Source organism: Bacteroidia bacterium, assembly GCA_033391075.1.
Classification (GTDB): Bacteria; Bacteroidota; Bacteroidia; order J057; family J057; genus JAWPMV01.
In genome coordinates this window covers 2,040,127-2,065,613 of sequence record JAWPMV010000001.1, presented here as the reverse complement: position 1 = coordinate 2,065,613, position 25,487 = coordinate 2,040,127, and the positions used below count along the sequence as shown (strand labels likewise).

Below are 25,487 nucleotides of genomic sequence, written 5' to 3'. Positions count from 1 at the left end.
CATGATAACCATCATAAACTACGGAGTTGGAAATCTGGGCTCAATCAAAAACATGCTCAAAAAAGCGGGTGTAAAATCTCGGATTTCCTCTACCGATGAGGAAATCCAAGAGGCTGAGAAATTGATTCTTCCGGGTGTGGGGGCTTTTGATTATGGCATGGCCCAATTGAGCAGTGCCCCTTATTTTGAAACGTTAAATAAACGGGTTCAGGAAGATAAAATTCCTGTATTGGGTATCTGTCTGGGTGCGCAATTACTGACTGAAGGCAGTGAAGAAGGAGAATTGCCAGGATTGGGGTGGATTAAGGGGAAAACCATAAAATTCCGGGAAGAAAAGATGGATGCTGGCCTTAAAATACCTCATATGGGATGGAATGAGGTGGAGACCCAGAAGGAAAGCAAGCTATTTGAAGATATGTTCAAGGAGCCTCGCTTTTATTTTGTCCATACTTACCATATGAAATGCGAAGAGGAAAAAGATGTATTGTTGAGATCGAAATATGGATATGACTTCATTGCAGGCGTAGAAAATGAAAATGTAGTAGGTGTACAATTTCATCCGGAAAAGAGCCACAAATTTGGCCTGAAACTATTGACAAACTTTGCAAATAATTACTGATGAGAAGAGTTAGGGTAATACCGGTTTTACTTTTGAAAAATGGTGGGCTGGTAAAAAGTGTAAAATTTAAGGACTTCAAATATGTAGGAGATCCGATCAATGCAGTAAAGATCTTCAATGAAAAGGAGGTCGATGAAATTGTAATCCTTGATATAGATGCAAGCAAAGAAGGTCGAGAACCGGATCTGGACAAGATTAAGGAAATTGCCAGTGAAGCCTTTATCCCTTTGGCATATGGAGGAGGAATTACTCGCATAGAACAGATCAAAGAACTCTTGTTCAATGGGATAGAAAAAATTGTACTCAATCAAAGTGCATTTAATAATCCAGGTCTGATCACAGAGGCTGCTCGACAATTTGGGAGTCAGGCAGTAGTGGTTTCGATAGATGTAAAAAAGAACCTCTTTGGTTCTTATAAAGTCTATCAGCATAGCAAAGGCAAGAACACAAAGAGAGACCCTCTGGATTTTGCGAAAGAGGCTGTTCAATTGGGAGCAGGAGAAATTTTTCTCAACTCTGTAGATCTGGACGGTACCCAAAAAGGCTATGACCTTACACTTGTTGAAAAAATAGCCAAAGAAATAGAAGTTCCCCTCATTGCTTGTGGGGGTGCCAATGGTGTGAGCAATTTCCGGGAAGCGATCCAGGCGGGTTCTTCGGCTTGTGCAGCAGGGAGCTTATTTGTGTTTCAGGGAAAGCATAGAGCTGTGCTGATCAATTACCCTTCCCAAAAAGACTTAAAAAAAGAAGTATTTGAACAAATATAGCTTTTGATGGAAAGTGGGAAGATCGAGCTAATCCGATATTTTCAACTTATGTAATGGATCAGGCTTTTTTACTTATTTTTCCCTTTCATTATCTGTAATTTTACTAAGATAACACATTCATAACCACCCCAATGACTACCATAGAAAAGCCGGTAACACAGGCACGTCAATGCTCCCGATGTATCCTTGACACTCATGATGATCCAGGAATGAGCTTTGATGAGCAGGGCGTTTGCAGTTACTGCAATATGTATGATGCGCTCCCTAAATATGATTTCAGTCAGGGGGATCCAGCAAAAAGCGAAAGAGAAGCAATTATTAGCAAAATAAAAGCTTCAGGAAAGGGAAAAGATTATGATTGTCTAATCGGTCTAAGTGGCGGGGTTGACAGTACATACCTGGCTTATCAGGCCCATAAAATGGGACTTCGCCCCTTAGCCGTTCACTTCGATAATGGCTGGAATTCTGAATTAGCTGTCAAAAACATAGAAAATGTTGTCAGCAAACTGGGAATAGATCTTTACACCTATGTCATTGACTGGGAAGAATTCAGAGATATGCAGGTTGCTTTTTTCAAAGCATCTGTGATCGATATTGAAGCGCTAACTGATCATGCCATTTACGCTGCTCTCATCAAATTGGCTTCAAAAAACAAGATCAAGTATATGTTGAGTGGCAATAATATCGCTACAGAGGCGATTTTGCCTTCTCCCTGGATATACAAGGACTTTACAAATATTAAGGATATCCAAAAACGCTTCGGCACACGTCCCATAAAATCTTATCCTCATTTAGGCTATTTCCAGCGCTTGTATTACCTCAATATCAAGCAGGTTGAAACCATCCAGATTCTTAATTACATGCCTTATGATAAAGATGATGCGAAGAAGACCATCATAGAAGAATTGGAATGGAGAGATTATGGAGGCAAACATTATGAATCCATTTTCACCCGATTTTATCAAGGCTATATTCTCCCGACCAAATTCAAGGTAGACAAAAGAAAGGCACACCTTTCCAGCCTTATCTGCTCAGGTCAACTGACCAAAGAAGAAGCTCTGGAAGAACTTAAATTACCTATTTATGATCCTGATCTTCTGGAGGAGGACAAAGAGTTTGTGTTGAAGAAATTGAAATTCACCGAAAAAGAATTTGATGAATTGATGAAAATGCCTCCTATTCCACACAAGGCATACGGACATACCAAATCCTTTTTTGAACAATATCCTTTCTTAAAATTTCTGAGACCCCTGATTAAAAATATCAGAAGATATTAAGCACCATGTTAGAAAATAAAATACTCAAGTTCGGAATTGTAGGACACGGCCACATTGGCAAGCGACATGCCTTGATGATCCGGAACAATCCTTATGCGGAAGTTAAGGCTGTATGCGATATCAAAGATAAAAAAGATGCGAATCTGGAGGAGTTTCATGGAAACTACTATCACGATATCGATGAAATGTTGAAGGCAGAACCAGACCTGGATGTTGTTACGGTTGCAACTCCTAATGGGCTGCATGAGATCCATGCGCTCAAGGTATTGGAATCTTCAAAGCATGTGGTTATCGAAAAACCCATGGCCTTGACCAAAGCAGGTTGCGAGTCAATCATATTTAAAGCCCTGCAAATGTCCAAACAGGTTTTCTGCGTTATGCAAAACCGCTATTCTCCCCCATCTGTATGGTTGAAAGACATTATAGAAAAAGGAATTCTTGGCAAAATTTATATGGTGCAAACCAATTGCTACTGGAATCGGGATGACAGATATTATAAACCTGGAGGATGGAAAGGTACTGAAGATATGGACGGGGGTACGCTCTTTACCCAGTTCTCTCACTTTATAGATATTCTCTTTTGGTTATTTGGAGATATTACGGATATCGAGGGGAAATTCAGTGATTTTTCCCATCTACATTCTACAGATTTTGAGGACAGTGGAATGGTAAATTTCCGCTTCATGAAAGGGGGAATGGGCTGCATTAATTACTCAACCGCAGTTTTTCACTCAAACCTCGAAAGTAGCCTTACCATAGTTGCAGAAAATGGATCGGTAAAAGTCGGAGGACAATACATGAATGAAGTTGAGTTTTGTAATATAAAGGATTACGATATGCCGGAATTACCACCAGCAAATCCCCCCAATGACTATGGATACTACAAAGGTTCAGCTGCTAATCATATATATGTGGTCGAAAATGTAATCAAAACGCTAAGAGGAGAAACGAGCATTAGTACCAATGCATTGGAAGGTTTGAAAGTGGTAGAAATAATAGAGCGGATTTATCAAATTCGCAATGAAGCAAAGGCTATTCTGGCAGCGAGTAAATGATTAAAACGGATCAGCTATATAAACTTTTAAATCTGGAATACGAATTCCAGCAAAAACCCATTATACCAAAGAAGAATAAAAAGATATCCTCGCAGGATTCTAAAAGTTATTATTTCGCTGAAGTTTCAGAATTTCTACACAAGCAGGGTTTTCGCCCAGAATATCCGGAGGGGAAAACTTTCGCCATGTGTGTGAGCCACGACATTGACCTGCTCTATAACCATAATAGTTTGAAAGGCAATCTATTTTGGGGAAGCGTGGGCTTACTTTCCGGTAATCGACCTAAGGCAAACTATCATTTTAGGTCTATCAGCAATAGAAAGATCAATGAGTCCTGGAGAATCGAGCATACGCTGGAACTCCTAAATGAATACAAGCTAAGCTCGAGTTTTTATTTCCTTGCGCTCGAATCTCCTGAGAGGGATTTTAATTATCGTATCGAGCAGGTAGAAGATGAAATAGCTAAAATACAAGCAGCTGGACACGAAATCGGATTGCATGGAGGGCATGATGCTTATGCAGATGAGCAAAAAATGCAGGAAGAGAAAAACAAACTGGAAAGCATCACAAAAAAAGTCCTTATCGGATATCGTAGCCATTTCCTCAATTTAGAAATTCCTCATACCTGGGAAATTCTCGAGAACTTAAACTTTCGCTATGATGCCAGTCTCGGATTTTCACGGGAAGTAGGTTTTCGAAATGGGATGTGTTACCCTTTTCGACTGCGTAAAAAAGTAGGAGAAAGAAGCAAACTCTTCATTTTTCCGCTCGTGATTATGGATGTAGCTCTTTTTCTGAAAAAGAAAAGCAAATACCACTATTCTCTTGCTCTCTGCAAATTGATCATAGAGCGAATTAAGGAAGTAAATGGGGTATGTACCTTCCTTTGGCACAACAATTATATGCAGGGAGAAATGGGTAAGTTCTTTAGAGAGATAATAGAATACAGCCAATCTCTGGGTGCCTGGATGCCCACACACAAAGAATACCTGGATTGGTGGCAGGCAAAAGGTTACGACCAACAGATGGAAGGATTATTGGACGACCACCTATATAAACATGCAAGCTAGCTAAATGAGTAAAACCTTTGGATATTATATCATCCCGGATCAACAAATGCTGAGGCCCAATTCAGGTCCTTCTGAACACATTAATACAGGTCTTAGATACCTGAAAAAATCCTTTGATATAGAAATCCTTGCTACGGGAGAAGTATATGAACAAACTGACTCAAGCGAACAAAAGTCGCAAAAAGCTCAACAGGTTCGATTTGGGAAAAGTGGCCCGGTTGGGATTCTTAGAGATCTGAAAAAGCTCATTAAAAATCATCTCCATTTCCGACAATATTATAAAGCCCTGAAAGAAAAACGGCCGGACTTTGTTTATGAACGTGCTGAATATCTGAATTACAATGGAATCATAGCCAGTCGTATCTTAGGCATTCCTCACTTTTATGAAGTCAATTGGGTCTTTTTTCGGGAGATGAAACAATACTATTACTCCTGGTTCAACCCTATTGCGAAATGGCTGGAAGAATGGGCATACAACAGGACCCATCGAGCTTTCTTTGTAGGGAATCAAAATCAATTTCTCAAACTAAAAAATCAGAACTGGGAAGTGATACAAAATGGCATTCCGCTAGACACAATGCTAAAATTTGAATCACGCAAGCATGAAATAAAAGATAAAATTCACTGTTGTGTAGTGGCCAAGCTTATGCCTCATCACCGATTTGATATCCTGGCAGAAGCCCTTTCTCAGATGAAGCATGCTAGTTCGCTACACTTTCATTTCATTGGATACGAATTTGAAGAGGCGCTTAAAAGCTTGACCGAAGAAGTCAGCTACACCTATCATGGTCCGGTTGCTCGACATGAATTACCAGATCAAATAGCTCAGTATCATCTGGGAGTTATTTCTGGCGGAGAGCATTATTTCTCCTTTATGAAGTTGTATGAATATGCCGCAGTCAAGCATTTGGTCGTTTGCCCCGAACTTGAAAACCTGGTAAATAATTTTTCAGATTCAGAAATCCTCTTTTTCGAAAACACCTCTTCAACTGCCCTTGCAGAAAAGCTGGATTACATTGTTGAAAATCCTTCCTGCATACAGGAATATGGGGATGCTATTTATGAGAAAGTTAAACAATCCTTTACCTGGGAAGCTATATTTGGCAATATCACAGAGAAAATATCAACACACCTAAAGCCTGCAAAAAAAGGCCAAAAGGATACGGGAGCTCCTGTTTTGGAGAATAAGTTATGAAAATCGCCTTACTGACAGATGGAATATATCCCTATGTAATGGGAGGAATGCAGAGACACAGCTATTATCTCTGCAAATTCTTCTTGCAAAAAGGAATTGAAGTTGATCTCTACCATACCCATTGGGAGTTGAGTAAGGACATCGAAGCATTGTCAGTATTTACCGAAGAAGAAAAGACTAAACTCAGATCATTCGTCATCCCCTGGCCGAGTAGCTCCGGATTACCCGGACATTATGTGAGGGCTTCCTATGCCTATTCCAAAGCAGTTTACAAAGAATTCAAAATGAGGTCCCTGGATGCAGATTTTATATATATCAAAGGATTTGCAGGCTGGAAATTACTGGAAGAGAAGGCCAAAGGACTAAGGGTTGCGCCTTGCGGAGTTAAATTTCACGGATATGAAATGTATCAGTTGGCTCCCAATTGGAAGGTAAAACTTCAACACTATATGTTGAGAAGACCGATAAGATGGAACAGCCTGCATGCGGATTATGTATTCTCTTATGGAGGAGGTATTAGTAAGATAATAGAATCACTTGGCATTGAAAAAGAGAGAATTCTTGAATTTCCCAGTGGAATAGAAGAAAGTTGGATAGCCAAAGAAAGAACATCTGTCTCAAGCCCGAAGCGTTTTGTTTTTCTGGGCAGGTATGAACGCAGGAAAGGAATAGAAGAATTGTTTAAGGTCCTAAATAATTACCCCGACTCCCAAAGGTTCGAATTTCATTTTATTGGCCCAATACCAGAACATCTACAACCCAAAGGAGATGCTTTTATCTTTCATGGAAAGATTTTTGGTAGCCAAAAGATCAAAGAAATCTTACGGTCCTCTGATGTACTGGTCTGCCCCAGTTATTCAGAAGGTATGCCTAATGTGATCCTGGAAGCTATGGCTTCTGGCCTTTATATTATAAGCAGTGATGTGGGAGCTGTTTCAGCCATGGTTTCTGAAGAAAATGGCAGGCTAATTCTACCGGCCGATGAGAAAGGAATTCGCGACGCCATGGAAGAAGTCCTGGCAATGGATGAACAAACTCTCCTTCAGAAAAAGAACAATTCGATTGAAAAGATAAAATCAGACTTCATGTGGCCGGAAATAATTAATCAAACATTAAATAAAATTGAAAAAATTAGTAGTAATTCGCTAGCTGTTAGCTAATTCCTAAGATTACCCAATGTCTCAGACACTTTCGATCATTATTCCCGCCTACAATGAAGAGGCCACCATCCACAATATCCTGGATAGGATTCGTGAGGTAGAGCTCATTGAAGGTCTCCAAAAGGAAATTCTGATCGTAAATGATTGTTCGAGTGACAAGACGGAAGAAAAGATCTTTGAGTATCAGAAAAAGCATGCAGATCTGAATATCAGATACTTCAAGCATGAAAAAAACATGGGCAAGGGTGCCGCCCTTCATAGCGGCATCAAAGAAGCCAGTGGAGAGTATTCCATCATTCAGGATGCAGACCTTGAATACGACCCGCATGAATATAACCTCTTGCTCAAACCCATGTTGAGAAACGTAGCAGATGTGGTTTACGGCTCTCGCTTTATGGGAGGAAAGCCTCATCGTATTCTCTTTTTCTGGCATTCAATCGGAAATAAGTTTCTGACCTTTCTTTCCAATGCTGCCACCAATCTCAATCTGACAGACATGGAGACTTGTTACAAGCTTTTCAGAAGTGAAATTTTGAAGGGCCTGAAACTCAAAGAAAAACGCTTTGGATTTGAGCCGGAAGTAACCGCAAAGATTTCCAGAGTGTCTGGCATAAGGATCTATGAAGTGGGTATTTCCTACTATGGAAGGACCTATGATGAAGGGAAGAAGATAGGCTGGAAAGACGGATTCAGAGCCATTTACTGTATCTTTAAATACGGATTCTGGGGACGCTAACACTCCCCCTGACATAAACAAAACACAGGTATCCAAGGATACCTAGCAAGGTGAAACAGTTTTTAACCCATAACGCACCTGTGTTATCCAGTTGCCTCATTTTGATGCTACTGGGAAACATACATCCGGTACTCGGAAGTGTAGTACTGGCAGGCATCATGCTTGTCTGGGCAATCCGAGAAAGGAATAACTGGATGCTTCTGATGTTTGCCTTCACCTTGATTCTGGGTGATAGTAGGCTATACTTTTTCCTGCCTTTTAAAGGGATGCGTTATGTGGCTATTTCTCTGCTTTTTGTAAAAACTGTTTATGATATAGCCAGAGGCAGGTATGCCTTTAATAGACTCCTTCTCATTAGCATTCCCTTCTTTTTGGTAGCAATGATAGGAGTCGCTCTGAGTCCTGTAAAAGGAATCGCCTTTTCTAAAGCTATCTCCTATTTTTTCCTTTTGGTTATCTGTCTGAGTTTTGTTCCTCATTATTTTAAAAAAGCTCGCCATCAGTTGCTCAACAATTTCCTCTACCTGGCTATACTGGTATATATCCTCGGCCTATTGTTTTTGGTAGTGAGTCCAAACTGGGCTTTTCTAAATGGCCGCTACAGAGGCTTTTTTGGAAACCCCAATGGATTGGGAACATTTTCTACCATGATGATCCCATTTGCGGTCATGATGTTCAACCGTTTTCCCGAAAAGAAAAGAGCAGCTTTTGTCTTAATTGGACTAGGATTTTTTTCCATCATATTATCTGAATCACGAACGGCCTTAGGGACAACTTCCTTATTTTTTGCCCTTTACCTCATTTACAAAGGAGGAAAACTGAGACGGAATTTTTTCTGGTTCTTCGGCTTGCCCATTATAGTATTCATATTTACGGCGGTTCCCCTGGAAACCCTGGTAGGCTTGGTAGGTTTGGAAGAATTTCTTCGAGTAGAGTCTTTAAAAACCGGAACGGGCCGATTCCTGGCCTGGGGATTGGGCTTAACGGAGATACAAAATAATCTTTGGATAGGAAGAGGTTTCGGCTACGAAGAATACTTCTTTTATCAGTTGAGAGAATTCCTTGTATCAACTGAGCACCAGGGAGGAATGCACAATTCCTATCTAACCTTCCTGATGAATAATGGTATTTTAGGTTCTATTCCATTCGTGATATTCCTGATCGCTCTTTTCCGAAAGGTTAAAGTAAAGAAGTTCGCCTTTCCCTTTATCATCGTAGTCCTGATCTCTGCAAATTTTGAAAGTTGGTTGAATTCATCGCTCAATGCATTCACTTTCTTTTTCTTTGTCATTTTATCCTTTTTAATATCCTACAAAAACCTCAAACCAAAGCTATGAGTCAAGGGCGAAAGCGCATATTGATATCCATTGACTGGTTTGCCCCGGGATATAAAGCGGGTGGGCCGATCCGCTCTTGTGTAAATTTTTCATACGGGATGCGAGATCAGTATGATATCTACATTATAACCGGGGATCGGGACTTTGGAGATTACCAATCCTATGATAACATTCAAACCAATTCATGGATTGATTTTGATACGGGTATAAAAGTAAAATATGTGAGCCCAGACAATCTGAGCTTGAGTTTCTGGAGAAAAGAAATTAGTCAGATCAATCCCGATTTTGTTTACCTGAACAATCTATTCTCTACTTCATTCTGCTTTTTCCCTCTCCTGGCCAGAAAAAGTAGCGCGGCACAAACAAAATGGATTCTCGCTCCCAGAGGTATGCTTCATGCAGGAGCCTTACAATATAAGTCCAGCAAGAAAAAGTTATATCTGGCTGCTTTGAAAATCTTGGGGCTAAGTAAACAACTATATTTTCAAGCAACGGATGAACAGGAGCAAAAAGATATAGTCAAATACTTTAATCCTAAAACACCCATCTCTATCATTGAAAATCTTCCACACTCCCACCTAAAGGAAAGAGTAACAAGGAAGAAAGATAAAGGATTCCTCAAAGCTATTTTCTTTTCGCGGATCAGTCCCAAAAAAAATCTGGATTTCTTCCTGGAAATTCTGAGGGGAACAAGAGCACGCCTCGATTTGGATATCATAGGCCCTATAGAGGATGCTGCATATTGGGAGCATTGTCAGAAACTAGCAAATGAACTGGAAGAAAACCTGAACATGGAGTATCTGGGAGTTTTTCCCCATGAAGAGGTAATGAAGCAATTGGAAAACTATCACCTCTTTGTTTTACCTACTCATGGAGAAAACTTTGGACATGCCATTTTTGAAGCAATATTATCTGCCTGTCCGGTTTTGATCAGCGATCAAACTCCCTGGCGCAATCTGGAATCCAAAAAGGTGGGCTGGGATATTCCTCTATCAGACACTGATAAGTATAAAGAAGTAATCGAAAATTTAACCCAAATGGATCAGGAAAATTGGGATAGCTGGTCAAAATCCAGTTGGTTATATGGGAAGAATTACCTGGCTGATTCGAAGACGAAAGAACGATATAGACACTTATTTCAACATGTATGAGATAATGCTGGATAAAAAACAATCACATAGCACCCGACTGGACACCTATGATAACTCCTGGTTTGATACAGGAAAGAATATCTTCCTGCGCAGCCTTTGGTACATGGTAAATGTCGTTTTCTTCATCAATCCCCTGAATCCCATCTCTGGGCTAAAGGTCTTTTTTCTCCGCTTGTTTGGGGCAAAAGTTGGAAGAGGCGTAATTATTAAACCTGCCGTAAACATCAAATACCCCTGGAAACTGGAAATTGGAGACTATGCATGGATTGGAGAAAAAGTCTGGATCGACAATCTGGCTGAAGTGAAAATTGGCGCGCATAGCTGCCTATCTCAAGGCGCTATGCTACTAACCGGTAATCATAATTATAAAAAAGCTAGTTTCGATCTGATGCTGGGAGAAATTGAACTGGAAGAAGGTGCATGGATTGGGGCCCAGGCTACCGTTTGCCCGGGAGTAAAATGTTATTCTCACAGCATACTAAGCGTTGGCTCCGTTGCAAACTCAGATTTGAATGCCTGGACCATTTATCAGGGAAATCCTGCTCAGGCCGTTCGTAAAAGAAGCATTGAAGAAAAACATGGATAGATCACCGGGAAATATATTGCTCTATTATTCTGAGATGGCTGCCTATTTTCTGGCATGTGCTGAACATTTACATCTCAAGCACGGCTATGAAGTCCATATCGTACACTGGCCCATAAATCCGGTAGCACCTTTTGCTTTTCGTGAATATAAAGGTGTTCACCTGTATTCCAAAGATGATTTTAGTGAAGAAGATTTATTCGAACTCTATAAAAGCCTTGAGCCCGAATTAGTATTCACCATCGGCTGGATGGATCCAGAATACAAAGCTTTAGCAAAGCGGATCAAAAGGGACGGAAAAATCGTCATAGCCGGTATGGACAATCGGTGGAAAGGCAATGCTCGACAGCAATTGGCCCGATTGGCCAGTCCTTTTTATTTAAAGCCTTTCTTTACTCATATATGGGTTCCGGGAGATCCTCAGTATAAATTTGCCCAGAAATTAGGATTTGCAAATGAGAATATCCTTCGTGGATTTTATTCTGCAGACCTTACACCTTTCCAGCAAGCTTATCATACCTACCGAGACAAAAAACAAAAAACATACCCGCATAATTTCCTGTACGTTGGTCGCTTTGTTGAGCACAAAGGCCTGGATATACTCATCGAAGCCTTTAGCCAGCTAAAAGAAGAGATGCAACACGACTGGAGCCTGACCCTGGCTGGCAGTGGTCCTATGCGTGAACGATTGGAAGGAAAGGAAGCCGTAAAGTTTTTGGACTTTATTCAACCAGAAAAATTGCCCGAACTGGCTGCAGAAAGTGGTTGTTTCGTTTTTCCTAGTACAGATGATCCCTGGGGGGTAGTACTACACGAATTTGCTGGTGCAGGCCTTCCCTTGATAAGTTCACTTCGAAGTGGGGCAGTAACGGCATTTCTGAAGGATGGACAGAATGGATATCTCTACGGAAAACATAAGAGCGCAGAGATCAAAGATGCACTCCGAAAAATCATCCTTCATAGCGATGATGAATTGAATCAAATGTCCGAAAAGAGTTTTGAAATAAGTAAACAGATTAGTCCAGACACCTGGTCTGAAACCCTTTTAAGTGTTATAGCCTAACTTAATTTTATGTGCGGAATAGCCGGATATACTTGCGATCTTCTGGAAACTGCCTCTATCACTGTTTTGGAACAGATGACAGCGCGTATGCAGCATCGAGGTCCGGATGCAGGAGGGCATTTTGTAGAAAAAGGGATTGCACTTGGACACAGAAGGTTATCTATCATAGACCTGAGTGATGCTGCCACCCAGCCCATGCATGACAAAAGTGGACGCTATACCATTATCTATAATGGTGAAGTGTACAACTATCAGGAGATTCGTGCAGAACTGAATTTATCGGAAACCCAAAGTCAAAGTGATACGGATGTTATCCTGGCTGCCTATGCTACCTGGGGTCCTGATTGTTTGAAAAAAATGAATGGCATGTTTGCCTTTGCTATTTGGGATCAGGTCGAGCAGGAACTTTTTATCGCCAGAGATCGGATGGGGATAAAACCTATTTACTACAGCATTCAGGATAATCAACTCATATTTGCCTCTGAAATCAGAAGTTTATTGGCTTCTGGTATGGTACCAGCAGTTCTCAATCACCAGGCCCTTCCGGAATACCTAAAATACTATTCTGTCAATTCCCCCAACACCCTGTTAAAAGATGTGTATATGCTCCCAGCTGCCAGTTTTGGTATTTGGAAGCATAAGGAACTCAGGTTGGAACAATACTGGGATTTGGCAAAAAACAGAAAGCTTGCAGAAAATATCGATCGGGAAGAGGTAAAAGAAGAGCTTCATCAAAGGTTAAGAGAAGCTGTTTCCAGAAGAAAAATTGCTGATGTTCCTTTAGGCGCTTTTTTATCTGGTGGCATTGATTCGAGTGCAGTTGTTGGCCTATTGGCGGAAAGTAGTGAACAAGCCATCCATACCTTTTCGATTGTTTTTGATGAAAAGCAGTATGATGAGTCCTATTATGCAACTCTCATAGCAAAGAAATTCAAGACAGAACATCATCCCATCAAATTAAAACCGGAAGATTTCCTCACAGAATTACCGGAGGCATTAGACGCAATGGATCATCCGAGTGGGGATGGCTTAAATAGCTATGTGGTTTCCAAAGCCACCAAAAATGAAGGCTTTACAGTTGCTCTATCAGGATTAGGAGGAGATGAACTCTTTGCAGGATATCCGGTATTTAAACGTTACCAGAAGTTGAAAAAAATGGGGATGTATGCAGTTCCTCATATGATACGTTCTGGGATAGGTGCCGGAATCAGCAGCCTCTACAATAGCCATAAGAGTGCACGTTTACAAGAAATCCTGGCGATAGAGAAACCTGACTTTTCGGAGCTATACCCGATTTTCCGAAAAATTCATGACGACAAGGAAATCAATGGGATACTGAAAAACTCTGACATAGCTCAATCTACTCTGGCTAGCCTCCTGAAAGATCCAGGATTACAAAAAGTAGAATCTATGCCTCTCTTTAGCCAGGTTTCTGTAGGGGAAATGATGACCTATACCCAGAATGTGTTATTGAGAGATACAGATCAAATGAGTATGGCAAGTTCGCTGGAAGTGAGGGTTCCTTTCTTTGATCATGAATTGGTAGAATATGCCCTGGCAGTTCCGGATAGACTCAAAGAACCTGACTATCCTAAAAAGCTTTTGGTCGAATCTCTTGGGAAGCTGTTACCTGGAGAAGTAGTTCATCGTCCTAAAATGGGATTCGTATTTCCCTGGGCGCTCTGGATACGGGAATCGATGAAGGATTTCTGTGAGAAACATATCCAGTCTCTTGCAAGCAAGAAATTTATAGAAGGAGAGTATCTTCTGGATAAATGGAATAGGTTCCTTGCAGGAGGCAAAAGAGAACACTGGATGAAAATATGGATGCTCGTGATGTTGAATGTATGGTTAGAAAAAAATGAAATTGAATATTAAAAAACATAGCGTTCTTTCTCTTGCTTTAATTCCTTTACTTTTTAGTTGGGGATTAAAAGCCCAGGATTTTAGTCCTGCCTATTATTGGACCTTTGACACCAAAGAGGTCTTCAAAGATCGACAATTGAACAGGCCCTGGACCAATAAACTTGACCATGAAGTAGAAAAAGAGGGAGCCTTATTAGGAAACTACTTTCAGTTTGGCGAAGAAAGCAAAGGCATGTATGCTATACCCTTTGATGTCAAAAAAGAATTCAGCATAGAGTTTTGGTTAAAACCTGATCAATCTGATCTCAGCAGATCACAGATTCTTTTCTTTTTTAACAATCGAAAAGTATCCATTTCTATGAGTTACCCAAATATAAATTTCAGCACCCTAACCAATAACAAAAGTGGCATAGTAGAAGCACATAATCTTGCCCTAAAGCTGGATGGTGTAGGGAAAAAGAGCCTGGATTATTATATGGATGGGAATTGGCACCATTTCGTTTTCCAATATCAGGTACAAAATGGGATCAAGGAAGTCTGGGTCGACGGAGAACTTTTGGAAGGAATGAGGGTAACAGATGCTCCCAAAGGCATCTTGTGTGGTGGTGGAAATTGTAATAGTAATACCCTACTCTTCACTCAATTTGACAATTATAATATCTATTATAAAGGGGGCATAGATGAAATTGCCCTTTACAAGAGAAGCCTACCGGGAGCCCTGATCAGGCAACACTACTCGGAAATAAAGAATAATAGACATTACTCCTTTCGACTTACATCAGTAAGGGATATCAATATCGCCACTCCGGAAAAAGTAGAAAGCAGGGAAGTACGTGATAAACGAGAATTTGCCCCCTCCCATCCGAGGGTAAGGGATTTGGCCTACAAACAATTGCAGAATTATCCCCTTCCCCGATATAAAAAGACACATAGACTCAAGCCTTTGGTTAATTGGATGGCATTGGATTTTTTTGGAGGAGCCTTTACAGAATATTTAGACAGAAACTCAGCCTATCTATACAGTGCGAAAATCCAGGAAGAGCTTTCTGTCAATTGGAACTATTCCCTAACATTATATGGCTCAAGGAATGCAAGAAAAGATCAAAATGGAAATTTAAGTCCCTATACCCGCGAGCTTATAAAGCTGGCTAATAAGTATCCTGATATTCCACTTAGCCTGATTACCTTATGGGCACAAGTAATTCCGAAGGACCTTTCTATAAATGAAAGTTCTCCTCGTATATATCAGACCAATCCACAGTATGCCGTAAAAAACGCTTCCAAAGTTCAATTGAATCGGGCAGGAAAAACTGGGAGCAAAGAATATTCCCTCTCTCCTATTACACCTGACAGTTACGTAAGGAGTGATGGACAGCTTCAAGCTTTATACATAAAAAATTTACTGGCACAACTTAGGCGCCCGATAAACCTGATCAATGAAAATGGAGAAGTTCCTTTTTTACCCTACCCTGAGGAAACCCTGAAAAAAGACCCTCGGATAGTACGCGACAAAGAGAAATCGAAAGTCAAAGATTGGGATGAGTATCAAGCCATTCAAAAGAACAGATTAAGAAGGGCTTACAGTAAGGAATTTCTCAAGATTCCGGCTTTGAAAAATACCGAATTCACCTGGTATGGCGTTGATGGAGGACCTCAGGATCGATTTGCATGGAAAACTGCCAGGAAAATCGGCACAAAAATAAATGGACAATATTATTCCACCCCGGATTTTTATGTTCGCTGGCCCTCTAACTGGAATAAGGTAAGAGGTGCATGGAGAGGCTGGTCCTGGATAGAAGATAGTCGGAAAGTAGAAATTGCAGCTGGGGATAATTTATTCTCTCCATTCATTGCCGCCGGATGGTCAGAAAATCCCGAGCAGAATGTCCGTCCTAGTCAATGGTTAGGCCTCTTGAAATGCCTGGGTCCTATTGGAGCTGAGTTTTTCTATACGGGCTTTTTCAATGTCAAAAAACCTTTTGCCGACCCTCGAAATTATGCCTGGCAAGCGGTGATGCCTTCTTATGCGCAAGCCGTCAGCAGTTATTATGAAGGAATCCTAAGAAAAGGCTCAGTACTAAGAGATGGGGAAAATAGTCCCATTATTAGCTTGGAAGTTGCTGACCCTCGTATTCTGGCTACTGCCAGAAAATCTGCGGAAGGGAAGAAATATGTAATCGCCCTCACGATTCAGCCCCAATCAAATATTAAAGGCAATGTCCCTGATCAGGCAAAGGTAGAAATCAATCTTGAAGGCAATAAACTCAGCCTAACTGCCCGAAGACAAGGAAGTGTTTATGTACTTGATTTGAGCACTCAATCTGGGCCCATCATTTATCAATTGGATAGCTGGCATGAAACAGGACATCCGGCCTGGTGGAGCCAGGATTTTCACTTTGAAGCAGAAGTCTATGATTATAGTATGGGCCAGGAAATCAAATCGGAGACACAATCTTCAACTGATTTCAGCAAGTTTGATACCTACCTCAAAGCAACCGAAAAAGGCGCTTGTAGTAAATATCATTTTCAAGGCAGGAATAAACGCAACAATTATAGCCTGAGAGTAAGAGCAAGAAATAGAAAAGCCTCTGGGGGGCGGATAGGCGTGGTAGTCGATGGAGCGGATATGGGAGAACTAAAAGGTATAAGTTCAAAGGACTGGAAATGGTATAACCTTTCGACAAAAATAAAGGACTTAGATAATCAGGATCATATGTTGAGTCTGATCCAGTCCGACCCAAATGTAGAGATCGATAAATTTATTTTGGTAAGAAATTAGCCCATGAAGATCAGCATCATTACCGTCTGCTACAATGCACAGGATTACCTGAGAGATTGTCTGGATTCCGTAGCCAAACAGGATCATCCGGATATTGAGCATATCATCATTGATGGTGCTTCCACTGACAAGACCTTATCTATTCTTGAAGAATATAAGTCTGGTCTGGCCCATTTGATTTCTGAGAGCGATGAAGGCCTCTATGATGCCATGAATAAAGGAATTGCCCTCGCAAAAGGGGAAGTCGTAGGAATTCTGAACGCAGATGATCTTTACCCCAGAAGTAATATTCTCAGTCGGGTCGCAAGGGCTTTTGAAGATCCTTCAATAAAAATGAGTTTTGGAGACCTGGTGTACGTACATGATGAAGACCTGGATAAGGTAGTCAGGTATTATCAGGCAAATAATTATAAGGACAATTGGTGGGCGAAAGGCATGATGCCTCCGCATCCTACTTTCTTTCTACGAAAGGAAGTATATGAGCAATATGGGAATTTCGATACCAGTTTTGAGATTTGCGCAGATTTTGATCTGATGCTAAGACTCTTTCACAAAGAGAAACTTCCCTACACCTATATTCCTGAAACCCTGGTCAAGATGAGAACGGGTGGAAGTAGTACGCAGGGAATCAAAAGTACCCTAACCATTAATAAAGAAATGCTGAGATCTTGTAAAATGCATGGGATTAATACCCACTATGGAAAGATTTACAGCAAGTATTTTACTAAAGTGTTTCAATTGCTGAAAAAGCCGTTATAATTGGCACTGTTTCGGCTATAAACTCATTGATCATTGCCCTAATTTTGTCGTACAGAATAATATAACACAACATTTTTCTATGCCAGCTATTCTCATTACCGGAGGAACCGGATACATAGGCTCTCATACTGCAATCGAAATCATCAATCAGGGTAAATACGACGTTATTTCGATAGACAATCAAATGAATTCTTCTCTGACAACTTTGGACAGAATAGAAGAAATCACAGGAAAAAGAATGCTGAATTATTCAGTAGACCTTTGCAATCTCACGGAAGTTGAAAACATATTTGAAAAGCACACAGATATCGTAGGTGTGATCCACTTTGCAGCTTTAAAGGCAGTAGGAGAATCTGTTGCAAAACCCCTACTCTATTATCGCAACAACTTTGACTCCCTTCTGAATATGCTTCATTGTTGTGAAAAGTATGAGGTTTCTAATTTTATCTTTTCCTCCTCCTGTACAGTTTATGGAGATATTTCTGACATCCCGGTGACAGAAAAAACTCCAACCACTGAAGCACCCTCTCCTTATGGCTGCACCAAACTTTATGGAGAGCGCATCATCCAGGATTTTATAAAAGCGGCCGATTCGGTAAAAGGAATTGCGCTTAGATATTTCAATCCAGTTGGAGCTCACGAATCTGGTTTGATAGGGGAAGATCCAATCAATCGCCCGAGCAATCTCGTTCCTGTAATTACTCAATCCGCTTCTGGAATACTTCCCAAAATCACAGTATTCGGCGGAGATTATGATACCCGCGATGGTTCATGCATACGCGATTATATTCATGTAGTAGATATCGCTATTGCGCATTTACAGGCTATGGATTACCTTCTTAAGGATAAAAATGAAGAAGCTTATGAGCGCTACAATCTCGGTTCAGGAGAAGGGGTTTCTGTTCTCGAAGCGATCCATGCTTTCCAAAATGTAACAGGGGTGAAAGTGAATTTTGAAGTAGGTCCCCGCAGACCGGGAGATGTTGAGAAGATTTACTCTGATAGTAGTCTGGCCAAAGAGCGCCTCGGTTGGGTTCCAAAATATGGGATTGATGAAATGATGGCTACTGCATGGAAATGGCAGACTCATCTGAACGAATCAAGATTGGCATCAAAATCCTGATTTTCTAATACAAAAACGGAAATTACTTAATTGTATATTTTTCAATCCGATGAAGGAACTTACATAGCTTCATCGGATTTGCTTTTTATTTGCTAGTTTTAAAGTACAAACGTTCGGGTATTTCAAATTTATATTTTTTATGTATCGTAATAATAATTTATTGTAAATTACGGATACAAACCTAAAGCTCTAAAGATTGATGTTGCGTTACCTTTTCGGATCACTCCTTCTTCTTGTCGTATCATTAGCCTCTGCTTTCTCCCAGGATAGTTTTTCTGAGGAGATTATTGAGATTGTCAGAATCAATGATAGCAGCGTACAACGTGTGATTCTTGATAAGGATTTACATCGAGAGAGATGGGACACTTTGGCCCAGGTGCGTTTTTGGCGCAAAGTGATGAATCTACCTCCCGAGTATAGCGTGCTGAATATCGCTGATACCCGCAATGTGTTGAATACTTTTCAAACGGCTTATTATGATACCCTTGAAGATCCCTTGAAAAGAAGCTTCAAGGATTCGATCCTGCAAATTTGTGAGCTACCCTCCAACACTCGACTATATGTTACCTATGGCAAAAGTGATTTCTATAAGTTGAGAGAAGTTCTTCCGAGTATTGATGCAGGTATTCGACACTTTCAGGCAGAAGGCACAGATCCCTGGTTTGCCCAAAGCATTCTTTTGATAGAAAGTCCGGGCCAGCTCAGAAAATCGCCTACGGGAGCCGTGGGACATTTTCAATTGATGCCTGGAGTGGGTCGACAAATGGGCTTGAAAGTTAATCGAGAAGTGGACGAAAGAGAGGACTTTGAGAAATCCGCCCGCGCCGCTGCAAGATTTATCAAAAAGGTGTGCATACCCGAGACCAAAGATATTCTCCGTTCCTACCGACTGAGTTTCAAAGAAGACGATCTTTGGTTTCGCTTGATGGTCCTGCACGTCTATCACGCCGGTTCTGGAAACGTGAGATCTGCGCTTAGACTTATTCGCCCTCGTAAAGGAGGAATGGCTCTGATTCAATCTCTTTGGCAAACCCGGAATAGATATTTTCGCAATGCATCACAAAATTATTCGCAAGTGGCATTGGCCTCCTTGTTAGAATTAGAGGAAATTATTCGCAGGGAATGTAATGTCCTCTGTCCCCCTATTCGCTAAAACCCTTCTGTGCTACATAAATTACGCTTTTCCGTTGATCCTCCAACAAAGCTGCTTGAACCTTCACTTTAAACGGAAGGCGAGAAATGCAGATTTTTTTTGGCCCCGATATTGTACTTTTAAGCTAATCAGATTGGGGAATCTGTATTCTTAGTTTATCTGATCGTCTTGAAAGTAAAACCTAGCATTCTGGCTGGCCTGGGAGTCCTCCTTGTTCTCGTATTGGTCATCTCCCTGAAGGCGTTGACATCCACTCAACGGCCTGACTTCCGTGCTATGGCTGCTTCTTTCCCAGACGAATACCCTTTTCCAAACCATATTGAATTTTCTCTTTTTGACAATGATAGTCTAGCAGATATAACGATTGCAAGGCTGGAAGAAGTTTGGGATACCACCCAGGTTTCTTATAGTTTTGAGGTTTTTCCTGTAGACCTTTCCTGCATGCATATCATTTGGGACTCTCTTTTGTATGCCCAACAATGGGATACCCTGAGTCAACCCGTGTTTTGGAGAAAGATCATGCAAATGGGAAGAGACTCTGCCATTGTAAATATCGCACAGAGTAGAAGGTTGTTGGATAAAATCAGTTTAAGAGCCTGGGATAAGAAATCTGAGGGTCTCAAGAACTACTATAAAGACAGCATTATTGTAGCGAATGACCTTCCAATGAACACCCAGATATACATCACTCCGGGTAAGAATCATTATTATGATTTCCAGAAGGTCCTTCCACATATTGGCAAAGCGCTTCATATTTTCAAAGGGATGAATGTCGATCCCTGGTATGCTCAGGCAATCCTGCTGATCGAAAGCCCTGCAGCACTTCAATATTCTCCGGTAGGAGCTTATGGTTCCTTCCAATTGATGAAAGGAGTCGCGGAGGAATATGGATTGGTGGTGAACGATAGCATAGATGAGCGTGAAGACCTCAGTAAAGCCGCAAGAGCCGCAGCCAAGTTATTAGCCAGGCGTTGTATCCCTCAAACTAGATGGATGCTGAGAAAGCGAAACATCCCCTTCAGAGAGGATGAGTTGTGGTTCCGCCTTTTGGTACTCCATTCTTATCATGCAGGAGCAGGAAACGTAGATGGAGTTTTGGAAAAAATTGCGCCTAAGCAAGGAGGTATGGATTTGATGACTCGTGTATGGAGAACCGAATACAAAGGCTTCAAAAATGCTTCCCAAAATTATTCTCAGGTTGCTTTAGCTTCTTTCCTCGAGTTGGACCAGCTTATGGCCAGTCTACCAGATACGGTTTGCCAGGACACTTTATTCTATAATCCTGAACCTATAGATAGTCAGGTTAAGTTTACCGAAAATAAGCCAGATAGTACTCAAAAAGCACCCGCTCCCTTAAATCTCAGCTTTGAAGCAGACTCTCTCCTTTTTAGTGATCCAGAGGAAATGGAGTAAATTCGATTTTCTTCCGAAAACAAAAAGACTTCTAACCCAACATTCTTAAATCATCAATTCCCATGTTGAAAATGGGGCATATTCTTCTTACAATCCCCTCATAGTCAAAGCTTAGTCTTCTTTTCATCGAATTAGCTGGCAAAACTTTCTTCTCCCCACCATTTAATCCAATTAATAAATTTTATCTGCACATAAATTTATTTACTTTAAGGCATACGATATCTACTTACAGGAAGACGCGCAATTTCCAACACAAACAATGCACGTATTATGGTTGAATTTCTCTTCCACTTCCAAAACCTTGTTGAAGAAAAAGGCGGTAAGATTATCGATAGCTGCAAGCAGGGAGAAACCGAATTTCACTGCGCTATCTTACCCATCGAATCCGGTATCCAGTCTAAAGATTCTATTAATGGGGGTGTAGCCATCCTCTGGGAAAACAAAAAGCTTAAGTTAAGAAGCTTTGTATTCCGACAAGTCTGCCAAAATGGAGCCTTAAAGCCTGAAATTGGGCGTAGCAAGGATTTCTTTGCCCATGAGCTCGAAGGTTTTGTAATTGAATTATTTTCCCATATAGAAACCCTAAAGCTGCATCATATGGAGGAATGGGGCTTAAAATTCAAACAAGCGAAAAAAGGGAAGAACCCCATCAGCCTGAACCATTTGGATGCTATGTTGACTCCCATATTGCCACATCCGGATCGTAAACAATTGATCAGTCATTATATTTCTGAAGAAGATAAACGAGGTCTGAATCCTTTAGGAATTTATGGCAGAAGAATACGCAGAAGCCAGACCCTCGATCGCTATGATGCAGCTGTAGCTCTTATGGCTTTAGCCCAGGATCTGGATAATCCCCTCAGAAAGTGGAAAGTAATGGAATTAGCGGGAGAAATTCTCTGGCAGGAAAAAGGCTTTGAATCTGTTTTGCATGCTCCTAGTACCCTGAAAATACTCTTTGACGACAGGCGATCTTTTTTTGCCAATGACTAGTTATTTCTGCAATCGATCAAAGTAGCGGATGAAAGCAGAGCTTTGCTGGACTCCCTGAATCAGATGTTCATCATTGAAGCGAAATCCGGGAACAGCACTTATGCCTTCTTCCCGATACTGCTGGATCAGTTCTTCTACTTCCTGAGCACCCTCTGTAGTCGTATGGAACTTGCCGATACTATGAGTATTGATACCAGATTCCAAGGCAAGATCCAGAAGCACCTCTTTATCGCCCACATCCTGTCCGAGAGAGAAATAGGCTTCGAAAATCCTTTCTCCGAAGGCCAGCTGCTCTTCATAATCAGGGAGCAAATACAAGAATCTATGGGCCTCCAAAGAATTGGGGATGAGGTCGATCTTCTTATAATCTATTTCAAGGCCTACAGACTCAGCCTCTTGCAAAAGTAATCGCCCCATTCCCGGACGCCGATGGGTCTTAAAATCCTGTTTGGCTATGCCGGTTTCTGGTATATGAGGATAGAGGAGAAAGGGTTTGAAGGAAACCTCAAAGGGATACTCGCCTGCCCGTTCAGCCATAGCCTTTTTCAAATGCGCATGTCCCAGGTAACACCAGGGACAGATCACATCCATGATCAGGTCTATTTTTATTTTCTTAGGCATAGAATTCAGGAAGCTTCAACTAAAAGAGCTTTCATATTTTCTTTGAACTCCTCAGGAATAGGGACTGATTTCCGAGCCGTTTTATCAAGCAAGACCAAACTGATTTTCATGATACTTACTACTTCATTCCGATCACGAGAAATCATTTTATGAATAGCAGAAAAGGACTTATTCCCTATACGGCTAATGCCAGATTCAATCCGAATCAGTTCGTCTTCCAGAACTTCCTGCATGTACTGGATATTTTGCTCCACCACAGCTACTCCCCAATTATTCTTTTTGAGAAAGTCATTGTGCATTCCGGTTTCATGTCCAAGATTTCTACCGGCCAATTCGAACTTATTGATGTAGAACATCACGTTCATATGATCATTGGAGTCCAGTTCCCAACTTTGAACAGCTCCCTGATAGGTAAGGATGAGATTTGACATCTGGAAAATTAGATCTTGGAGTACTTCCTTTTACGGTTCATTTCTTCAACCGCTTTTTCAATTCCTTTAGGGCTCAAAGGTTCCATAGGAATTATCTGTTTCAAAATCGGTATGGTATCCGAGGCATACCAGTATTTTTCATTCATGGGATTGAGCCAAATGATCCGTTCGAATCTATCCTTGAGTTTTTGCCAGCTTTCACGACTGGTAGTGCTCAATTCATAAGGAGCCATATCCGCATCTCCGATAATGAAAACACTATAGTTTTTATCGAGACTACAGATTTTGTCCATGCTCTCAAATTTTCGCCTTCTTTCATCAGTATAAGCCCCTTTATAAAGCGTATTGTGATAGTAATAAGTTTTGAGATCATGGGCAAAGCGTTTTTTCATTTTCGAAAAAAGCTTATTGACCAGACGTACATAAGGAAGCATCGACATCCCTCCATTGTCAATAAAAAGAGCTACCTGTATTTTAGGAGTGATCTTTTCTTTGATATAGGGAAGAAAGATTCCTCCTTGTTTGAGGCCTTCTTTTATGGTTATGGGAATGTCCAGGTATTCTTCAGATGATTCCTCTTCTATTCCTTTCAGCGCGGCGAGTGCGACATCAATTCCATCATCGGTCAGGGTCTTTTCTTTATCAACCGGATAAAAACGCTTATCCCCAATAACTGCGCGTGCCCCTTTGGATCCTCCACTACCCCCTACTCTGATTCCTCCCAAAGCGGCTCCATTATTTCCGAAAGCAGAGCGCCCATTCGTCCCGATCCAATGACTCCCTCCGCGATGCTTTCCTCTCTGCCTCTTTGAAATTTCCTCCAAGCGCTTCATCATATCTTCCATGGAGATATTTTGGTAATCGGCCATAGTATCTATACTATCTGGCGGAGCTGAATTATCATCTGGATTCAAATCTGGGCGACTGGCATCAGATTTCCTGAAAATCTCCTCACCAGATAAGATTTTTTGAATATCAAAGCTGCTAAGATGAACTTCATCCAGATAGCGATTCAACATTTCCTTTACATCAGGCTCTTCCTCTGGCTTCTCCTCATCCAGGATCATTTTCCTCCACTGTTTGAAACTCTCAGAACGAATCACAGCACTTTCCAGACTTTCCCCATGCTTTATATCGATGGCCAGAAAATATTCATAGAATGCCACCGTAAAGGGACCATAATCCTTAGGATCTTTGGCCACCATACTACGTAAAGTCAAATAGAGATCTCCCAGTGTTCTTACCAATCCTTTGTCCATAGCTTTCCTCAGCAGGAGTAAAGTTCTTACATCTGCATTGAGCTTATGCTCGCGAAAATGATGTGGGAGGGATTGGAACATATGAACGTGTTAGAGTTGGTGAGTGTTGGTGTGTTGTAGTTTATCTAGATTCTGACTCCAATACACCAGCACGCCAATACGCTTTTCTTTCTTACTCTTTCTTCCCAAATTCAAGCACCATGGCTTTGGCTTTTTCGAGGTCTTTTTCGGTTTTTACCAAAACACCCAGGCCTTCTTTTTTATCCAGCCTTTCCATTGCCAGGTCCTTATCAATAGATTGAAGGTATTTGAGCCAATTTAATAATTCTCGAGTAGATGGAGCTCTTTCCATACCAGCTCTTCTCAATTGATAGAAGATATTCATGCAGCGATTTACCAAATCCTGATCGGCATCCGGGAAATGCTTGCTTACAATCTTTTGCATCATTGCTGGCTCCGGGAAAGTGATGTAATGATAGATACATCTTCCTTTGAAAGCCGTAGGTAATTCCTGTTCGCGATTACTGGTAATCACGATGGCAGGCATATCATCTTCATTCGCTTCAATCACCTCTCCTGATTCTGGCATGACAAATTTTCTATGACTCAAGGCATACAAAAGGTCATTGGGGAATTCACGAGGGGCTTTGTCGATCTCATCAATGAGGAGAACTGCATTTTTTGAAGCAAAGGACAAAGCTCCGGGCCCTTTCATCACATAATCCTCCAAATGCTCGGTATTTCTACCACTTGTACTCAAACCTTCCAGGCCTTTTTCTTCCCGACTGGCATTGAGCACTTCAACTTGAGAATCTCTTAGGTACTTTACGTGATCGAATTTTGCGACAAACTGCTCCACAGAACTTTTAGATCCTACAGGGTATACGTGCAGTTCTAATTCAAGATCATTGGCAAATTGAATCGGCAATTCTGTCTTCCCGGTTCCAGGTTCGCCTTCAATCAGTAAGGGCATCCCCAAAACGCGAGACATATGAAATGCCTGCGCCAGTTCCATGTCGCAAAGGTATTTTTCTGAACCAGTCCAAATGCTAGTGTTGGCCATAAAATGTTTTATGT

The 25,487-nt window shown here is 41.1% G+C and carries 23 protein-coding genes; 19 read left to right on the top strand and 4 right to left on the bottom strand.

What is annotated here, in order from left to right; genetic code table 11:
• The first annotated feature begins 1 nt into the window (after position 1).
• The 19 genes from hisH (at position 2) to R8P61_08270 (ending at position 22,099) form a co-directional block, all read left to right on the top strand.
• Complete coding sequence (gene hisH / locus R8P61_08360) at positions 2-619, top strand: imidazole glycerol phosphate synthase subunit HisH (GenBank protein MDW3647060.1); 618 nt, start codon at positions 2-4, stop codon at positions 617-619.
• A complete protein-coding gene (locus R8P61_08355) occupies positions 619-1,386 on the top strand; it encodes an AglZ/HisF2 family acetamidino modification protein (GenBank protein MDW3647059.1) in 768 nt (255 codons plus the stop codon). Before hisH ends, R8P61_08355 begins: the two co-directional genes overlap by 1 nt.
• Positions 1,387-1,517: 131 nt before the next feature.
• Positions 1,518-2,663, top strand: a complete 1,146-nt coding sequence (locus R8P61_08350; GenBank protein MDW3647058.1) for an N-acetyl sugar amidotransferase — start codon at positions 1,518-1,520, stop codon at positions 2,661-2,663.
• A gap of 5 nt (positions 2,664-2,668) precedes the next feature.
• Entirely contained in the window at positions 2,669-3,718 is a 1,050-nt protein-coding gene (locus R8P61_08345; protein MDW3647057.1) for a Gfo/Idh/MocA family oxidoreductase, read from the top strand.
• Positions 3,715-4,788 carry a polysaccharide deacetylase family protein gene (locus R8P61_08340; GenBank protein ID MDW3647056.1) on the top strand — a complete coding sequence of 358 codons (1,074 nt, stop codon included), beginning with the start codon at positions 3,715-3,717 and terminating at the stop codon, positions 4,786-4,788. Before R8P61_08345 ends, R8P61_08340 begins: the two co-directional genes overlap by 4 nt.
• A 4-nt stretch (positions 4,789-4,792) precedes the next feature.
• Positions 4,793-5,983 (top strand): glycosyltransferase, encoded by a 1,191-nt coding sequence (locus tag R8P61_08335; protein ID MDW3647055.1) that lies wholly within the window; start codon positions 4,793-4,795, stop codon positions 5,981-5,983.
• Entirely contained in the window at positions 5,980-7,143 is a 1,164-nt protein-coding gene (locus tag R8P61_08330) for a glycosyltransferase family 4 protein (protein MDW3647054.1), read from the top strand. The genes R8P61_08335 and R8P61_08330 overlap by 4 nt, the downstream gene beginning before the upstream one ends.
• Positions 7,144-7,159: 16 nt before the next feature.
• The gene (locus R8P61_08325; protein ID MDW3647053.1) at positions 7,160-7,879 is read left to right on the top strand and encodes a glycosyltransferase family 2 protein; all 720 of its coding nucleotides are present in this window, start codon (positions 7,160-7,162) and stop codon (positions 7,877-7,879) included.
• A gap of 50 nt (positions 7,880-7,929) precedes the next feature.
• Entirely contained in the window at positions 7,930-9,216 is a 1,287-nt protein-coding gene (locus tag R8P61_08320; protein ID MDW3647052.1) for an O-antigen ligase family protein, read from the top strand.
• The gene (locus R8P61_08315) at positions 9,213-10,367 is read left to right on the top strand and encodes a glycosyltransferase (GenBank protein ID MDW3647051.1); all 1,155 of its coding nucleotides are present in this window, start codon (positions 9,213-9,215) and stop codon (positions 10,365-10,367) included. Before R8P61_08320 ends, R8P61_08315 begins: the two co-directional genes overlap by 4 nt.
• The gene (locus tag R8P61_08310) at positions 10,360-10,953 is read left to right on the top strand and encodes a WcaF family extracellular polysaccharide biosynthesis acetyltransferase (protein ID MDW3647050.1); all 594 of its coding nucleotides are present in this window, start codon (positions 10,360-10,362) and stop codon (positions 10,951-10,953) included. The genes R8P61_08315 and R8P61_08310 overlap by 8 nt, the downstream gene beginning before the upstream one ends.
• Positions 10,946-12,013: a glycosyltransferase family 4 protein gene (locus R8P61_08305; GenBank protein ID MDW3647049.1), complete on the top strand. Its 1,068-nt coding sequence runs from the start codon at positions 10,946-10,948 to the stop codon at positions 12,011-12,013. Before R8P61_08310 ends, R8P61_08305 begins: the two co-directional genes overlap by 8 nt.
• A 9-nt stretch (positions 12,014-12,022) precedes the next feature.
• Positions 12,023-13,891, top strand: coding sequence for an asparagine synthase (glutamine-hydrolyzing) (gene asnB / locus R8P61_08300; protein ID MDW3647048.1), 1,869 nt, complete (start codon positions 12,023-12,025; stop codon positions 13,889-13,891).
• On the top strand, positions 13,875-16,658 hold the full coding sequence (locus R8P61_08295) for a LamG-like jellyroll fold domain-containing protein (GenBank protein ID MDW3647047.1): 2,784 nt from the start codon (positions 13,875-13,877) through the stop codon (positions 16,656-16,658). Before asnB ends, R8P61_08295 begins: the two co-directional genes overlap by 17 nt.
• Before the next feature lie 3 nt (positions 16,659-16,661).
• Positions 16,662-17,417: a glycosyltransferase family 2 protein gene (locus R8P61_08290; GenBank protein MDW3647046.1), complete on the top strand. Its 756-nt coding sequence runs from the start codon at positions 16,662-16,664 to the stop codon at positions 17,415-17,417.
• 79 nt (positions 17,418-17,496) lie between these two features.
• Complete coding sequence (gene galE, locus R8P61_08285; protein MDW3647045.1) at positions 17,497-18,540, top strand: UDP-glucose 4-epimerase GalE; 1,044 nt, start codon at positions 17,497-17,499, stop codon at positions 18,538-18,540.
• 199 nt (positions 18,541-18,739) lie between these two features.
• Entirely contained in the window at positions 18,740-19,693 is a 954-nt protein-coding gene (locus R8P61_08280) for a transglycosylase SLT domain-containing protein (protein MDW3647044.1), read from the top strand.
• 168 nt (positions 19,694-19,861) lie between these two features.
• Complete coding sequence (locus R8P61_08275) at positions 19,862-21,106, top strand: transglycosylase SLT domain-containing protein (GenBank protein MDW3647043.1); 1,245 nt, start codon at positions 19,862-19,864, stop codon at positions 21,104-21,106.
• Positions 21,107-21,376: 270 nt separating this feature from the next.
• Positions 21,377-22,099: a hypothetical protein gene (locus R8P61_08270; protein MDW3647042.1), complete on the top strand. Its 723-nt coding sequence runs from the start codon at positions 21,377-21,379 to the stop codon at positions 22,097-22,099.
• Here the strand turns inward: R8P61_08270 and R8P61_08265 are convergent, their stop codons facing one another.
• The 4 genes from R8P61_08265 to R8P61_08250 form a co-directional block, all read right to left on the bottom strand.
• Positions 22,100-22,720 carry a DsbA family oxidoreductase gene (locus R8P61_08265; GenBank protein MDW3647041.1) on the bottom strand — a complete coding sequence of 207 codons (621 nt, stop codon included), beginning with the start codon at positions 22,718-22,720 and terminating at the stop codon, positions 22,100-22,102.
• 5 nt (positions 22,721-22,725) lie between these two features.
• Entirely contained in the window at positions 22,726-23,151 is a 426-nt protein-coding gene (locus R8P61_08260; protein ID MDW3647040.1) for a thioesterase family protein, read from the bottom strand.
• Between the two features lie 8 nt (positions 23,152-23,159).
• Positions 23,160-24,491 (bottom strand): hypothetical protein, encoded by a 1,332-nt coding sequence (locus tag R8P61_08255; GenBank protein ID MDW3647039.1) that lies wholly within the window; start codon positions 24,489-24,491, stop codon positions 23,160-23,162.
• A 91-nt stretch (positions 24,492-24,582) separates the two neighbouring features.
• Positions 24,583-25,473, bottom strand: coding sequence for a MoxR family ATPase (locus R8P61_08250; protein MDW3647038.1), 891 nt, complete (start codon positions 25,471-25,473; stop codon positions 24,583-24,585).
• Positions 25,474-25,487: the final 14 nt, after the last annotated feature.

What these genes read in the sequence shown, in the direction of transcription:
- R8P61_08260 (MDW3647040.1), bottom strand. Translation starts at nt 23,151, where the DNA reads ATGTCAAATCTCATCCTTACCTATCAGGGAGCTGTTCAAAGTTGGGAA.
- R8P61_08255 (MDW3647039.1), bottom strand. Translation starts at nt 24,491, where the DNA reads ATGTTCCAATCCCTCCCACATCATTTTCGCGAGCATAAGCTCAATGCA.
- R8P61_08315 (MDW3647051.1), top strand. Translation starts at nt 9,213, where the DNA reads ATGAGTCAAGGGCGAAAGCGCATATTGATATCCATTGACTGGTTTGCC.
- R8P61_08305 (MDW3647049.1), top strand. Translation starts at nt 10,946, where the DNA reads ATGGATAGATCACCGGGAAATATATTGCTCTATTATTCTGAGATGGCT.
- R8P61_08350 (MDW3647058.1), top strand. Translation starts at nt 1,518, where the DNA reads ATGACTACCATAGAAAAGCCGGTAACACAGGCACGTCAATGCTCCCGA.
- R8P61_08295 (MDW3647047.1), top strand. Translation starts at nt 13,875, where the DNA reads ATGAAATTGAATATTAAAAAACATAGCGTTCTTTCTCTTGCTTTAATT.
- R8P61_08270 (MDW3647042.1), top strand. Translation starts at nt 21,377, where the DNA reads ATGGTTGAATTTCTCTTCCACTTCCAAAACCTTGTTGAAGAAAAAGGC.
- R8P61_08355 (MDW3647059.1), top strand. Translation starts at nt 619, where the DNA reads ATGAGAAGAGTTAGGGTAATACCGGTTTTACTTTTGAAAAATGGTGGG.
- R8P61_08250 (MDW3647038.1), bottom strand. Translation starts at nt 25,473, where the DNA reads ATGGCCAACACTAGCATTTGGACTGGTTCAGAAAAATACCTTTGCGAC.
- R8P61_08335 (MDW3647055.1), top strand. Translation starts at nt 4,793, where the DNA reads ATGAGTAAAACCTTTGGATATTATATCATCCCGGATCAACAAATGCTG.
- R8P61_08340 (MDW3647056.1), top strand. Translation starts at nt 3,715, where the DNA reads ATGATTAAAACGGATCAGCTATATAAACTTTTAAATCTGGAATACGAA.
- R8P61_08280 (MDW3647044.1), top strand. Translation starts at nt 18,740, where the DNA reads ATGTTGCGTTACCTTTTCGGATCACTCCTTCTTCTTGTCGTATCATTA.
- R8P61_08265 (MDW3647041.1), bottom strand. Translation starts at nt 22,720, where the DNA reads ATGCCTAAGAAAATAAAAATAGACCTGATCATGGATGTGATCTGTCCC.
- R8P61_08325 (MDW3647053.1), top strand. Translation starts at nt 7,160, where the DNA reads ATGTCTCAGACACTTTCGATCATTATTCCCGCCTACAATGAAGAGGCC.
- R8P61_08345 (MDW3647057.1), top strand. Translation starts at nt 2,669, where the DNA reads ATGTTAGAAAATAAAATACTCAAGTTCGGAATTGTAGGACACGGCCAC.
- asnB (MDW3647048.1), top strand. Translation starts at nt 12,023, where the DNA reads ATGTGCGGAATAGCCGGATATACTTGCGATCTTCTGGAAACTGCCTCT.
- hisH (MDW3647060.1), top strand. Translation starts at nt 2, where the DNA reads ATGATAACCATCATAAACTACGGAGTTGGAAATCTGGGCTCAATCAAA.
- R8P61_08290 (MDW3647046.1), top strand. Translation starts at nt 16,662, where the DNA reads ATGAAGATCAGCATCATTACCGTCTGCTACAATGCACAGGATTACCTG.
- galE (MDW3647045.1), top strand. Translation starts at nt 17,497, where the DNA reads ATGCCAGCTATTCTCATTACCGGAGGAACCGGATACATAGGCTCTCAT.
- R8P61_08310 (MDW3647050.1), top strand. Translation starts at nt 10,360, where the DNA reads ATGTATGAGATAATGCTGGATAAAAAACAATCACATAGCACCCGACTG.
- R8P61_08330 (MDW3647054.1), top strand. Translation starts at nt 5,980, where the DNA reads ATGAAAATCGCCTTACTGACAGATGGAATATATCCCTATGTAATGGGA.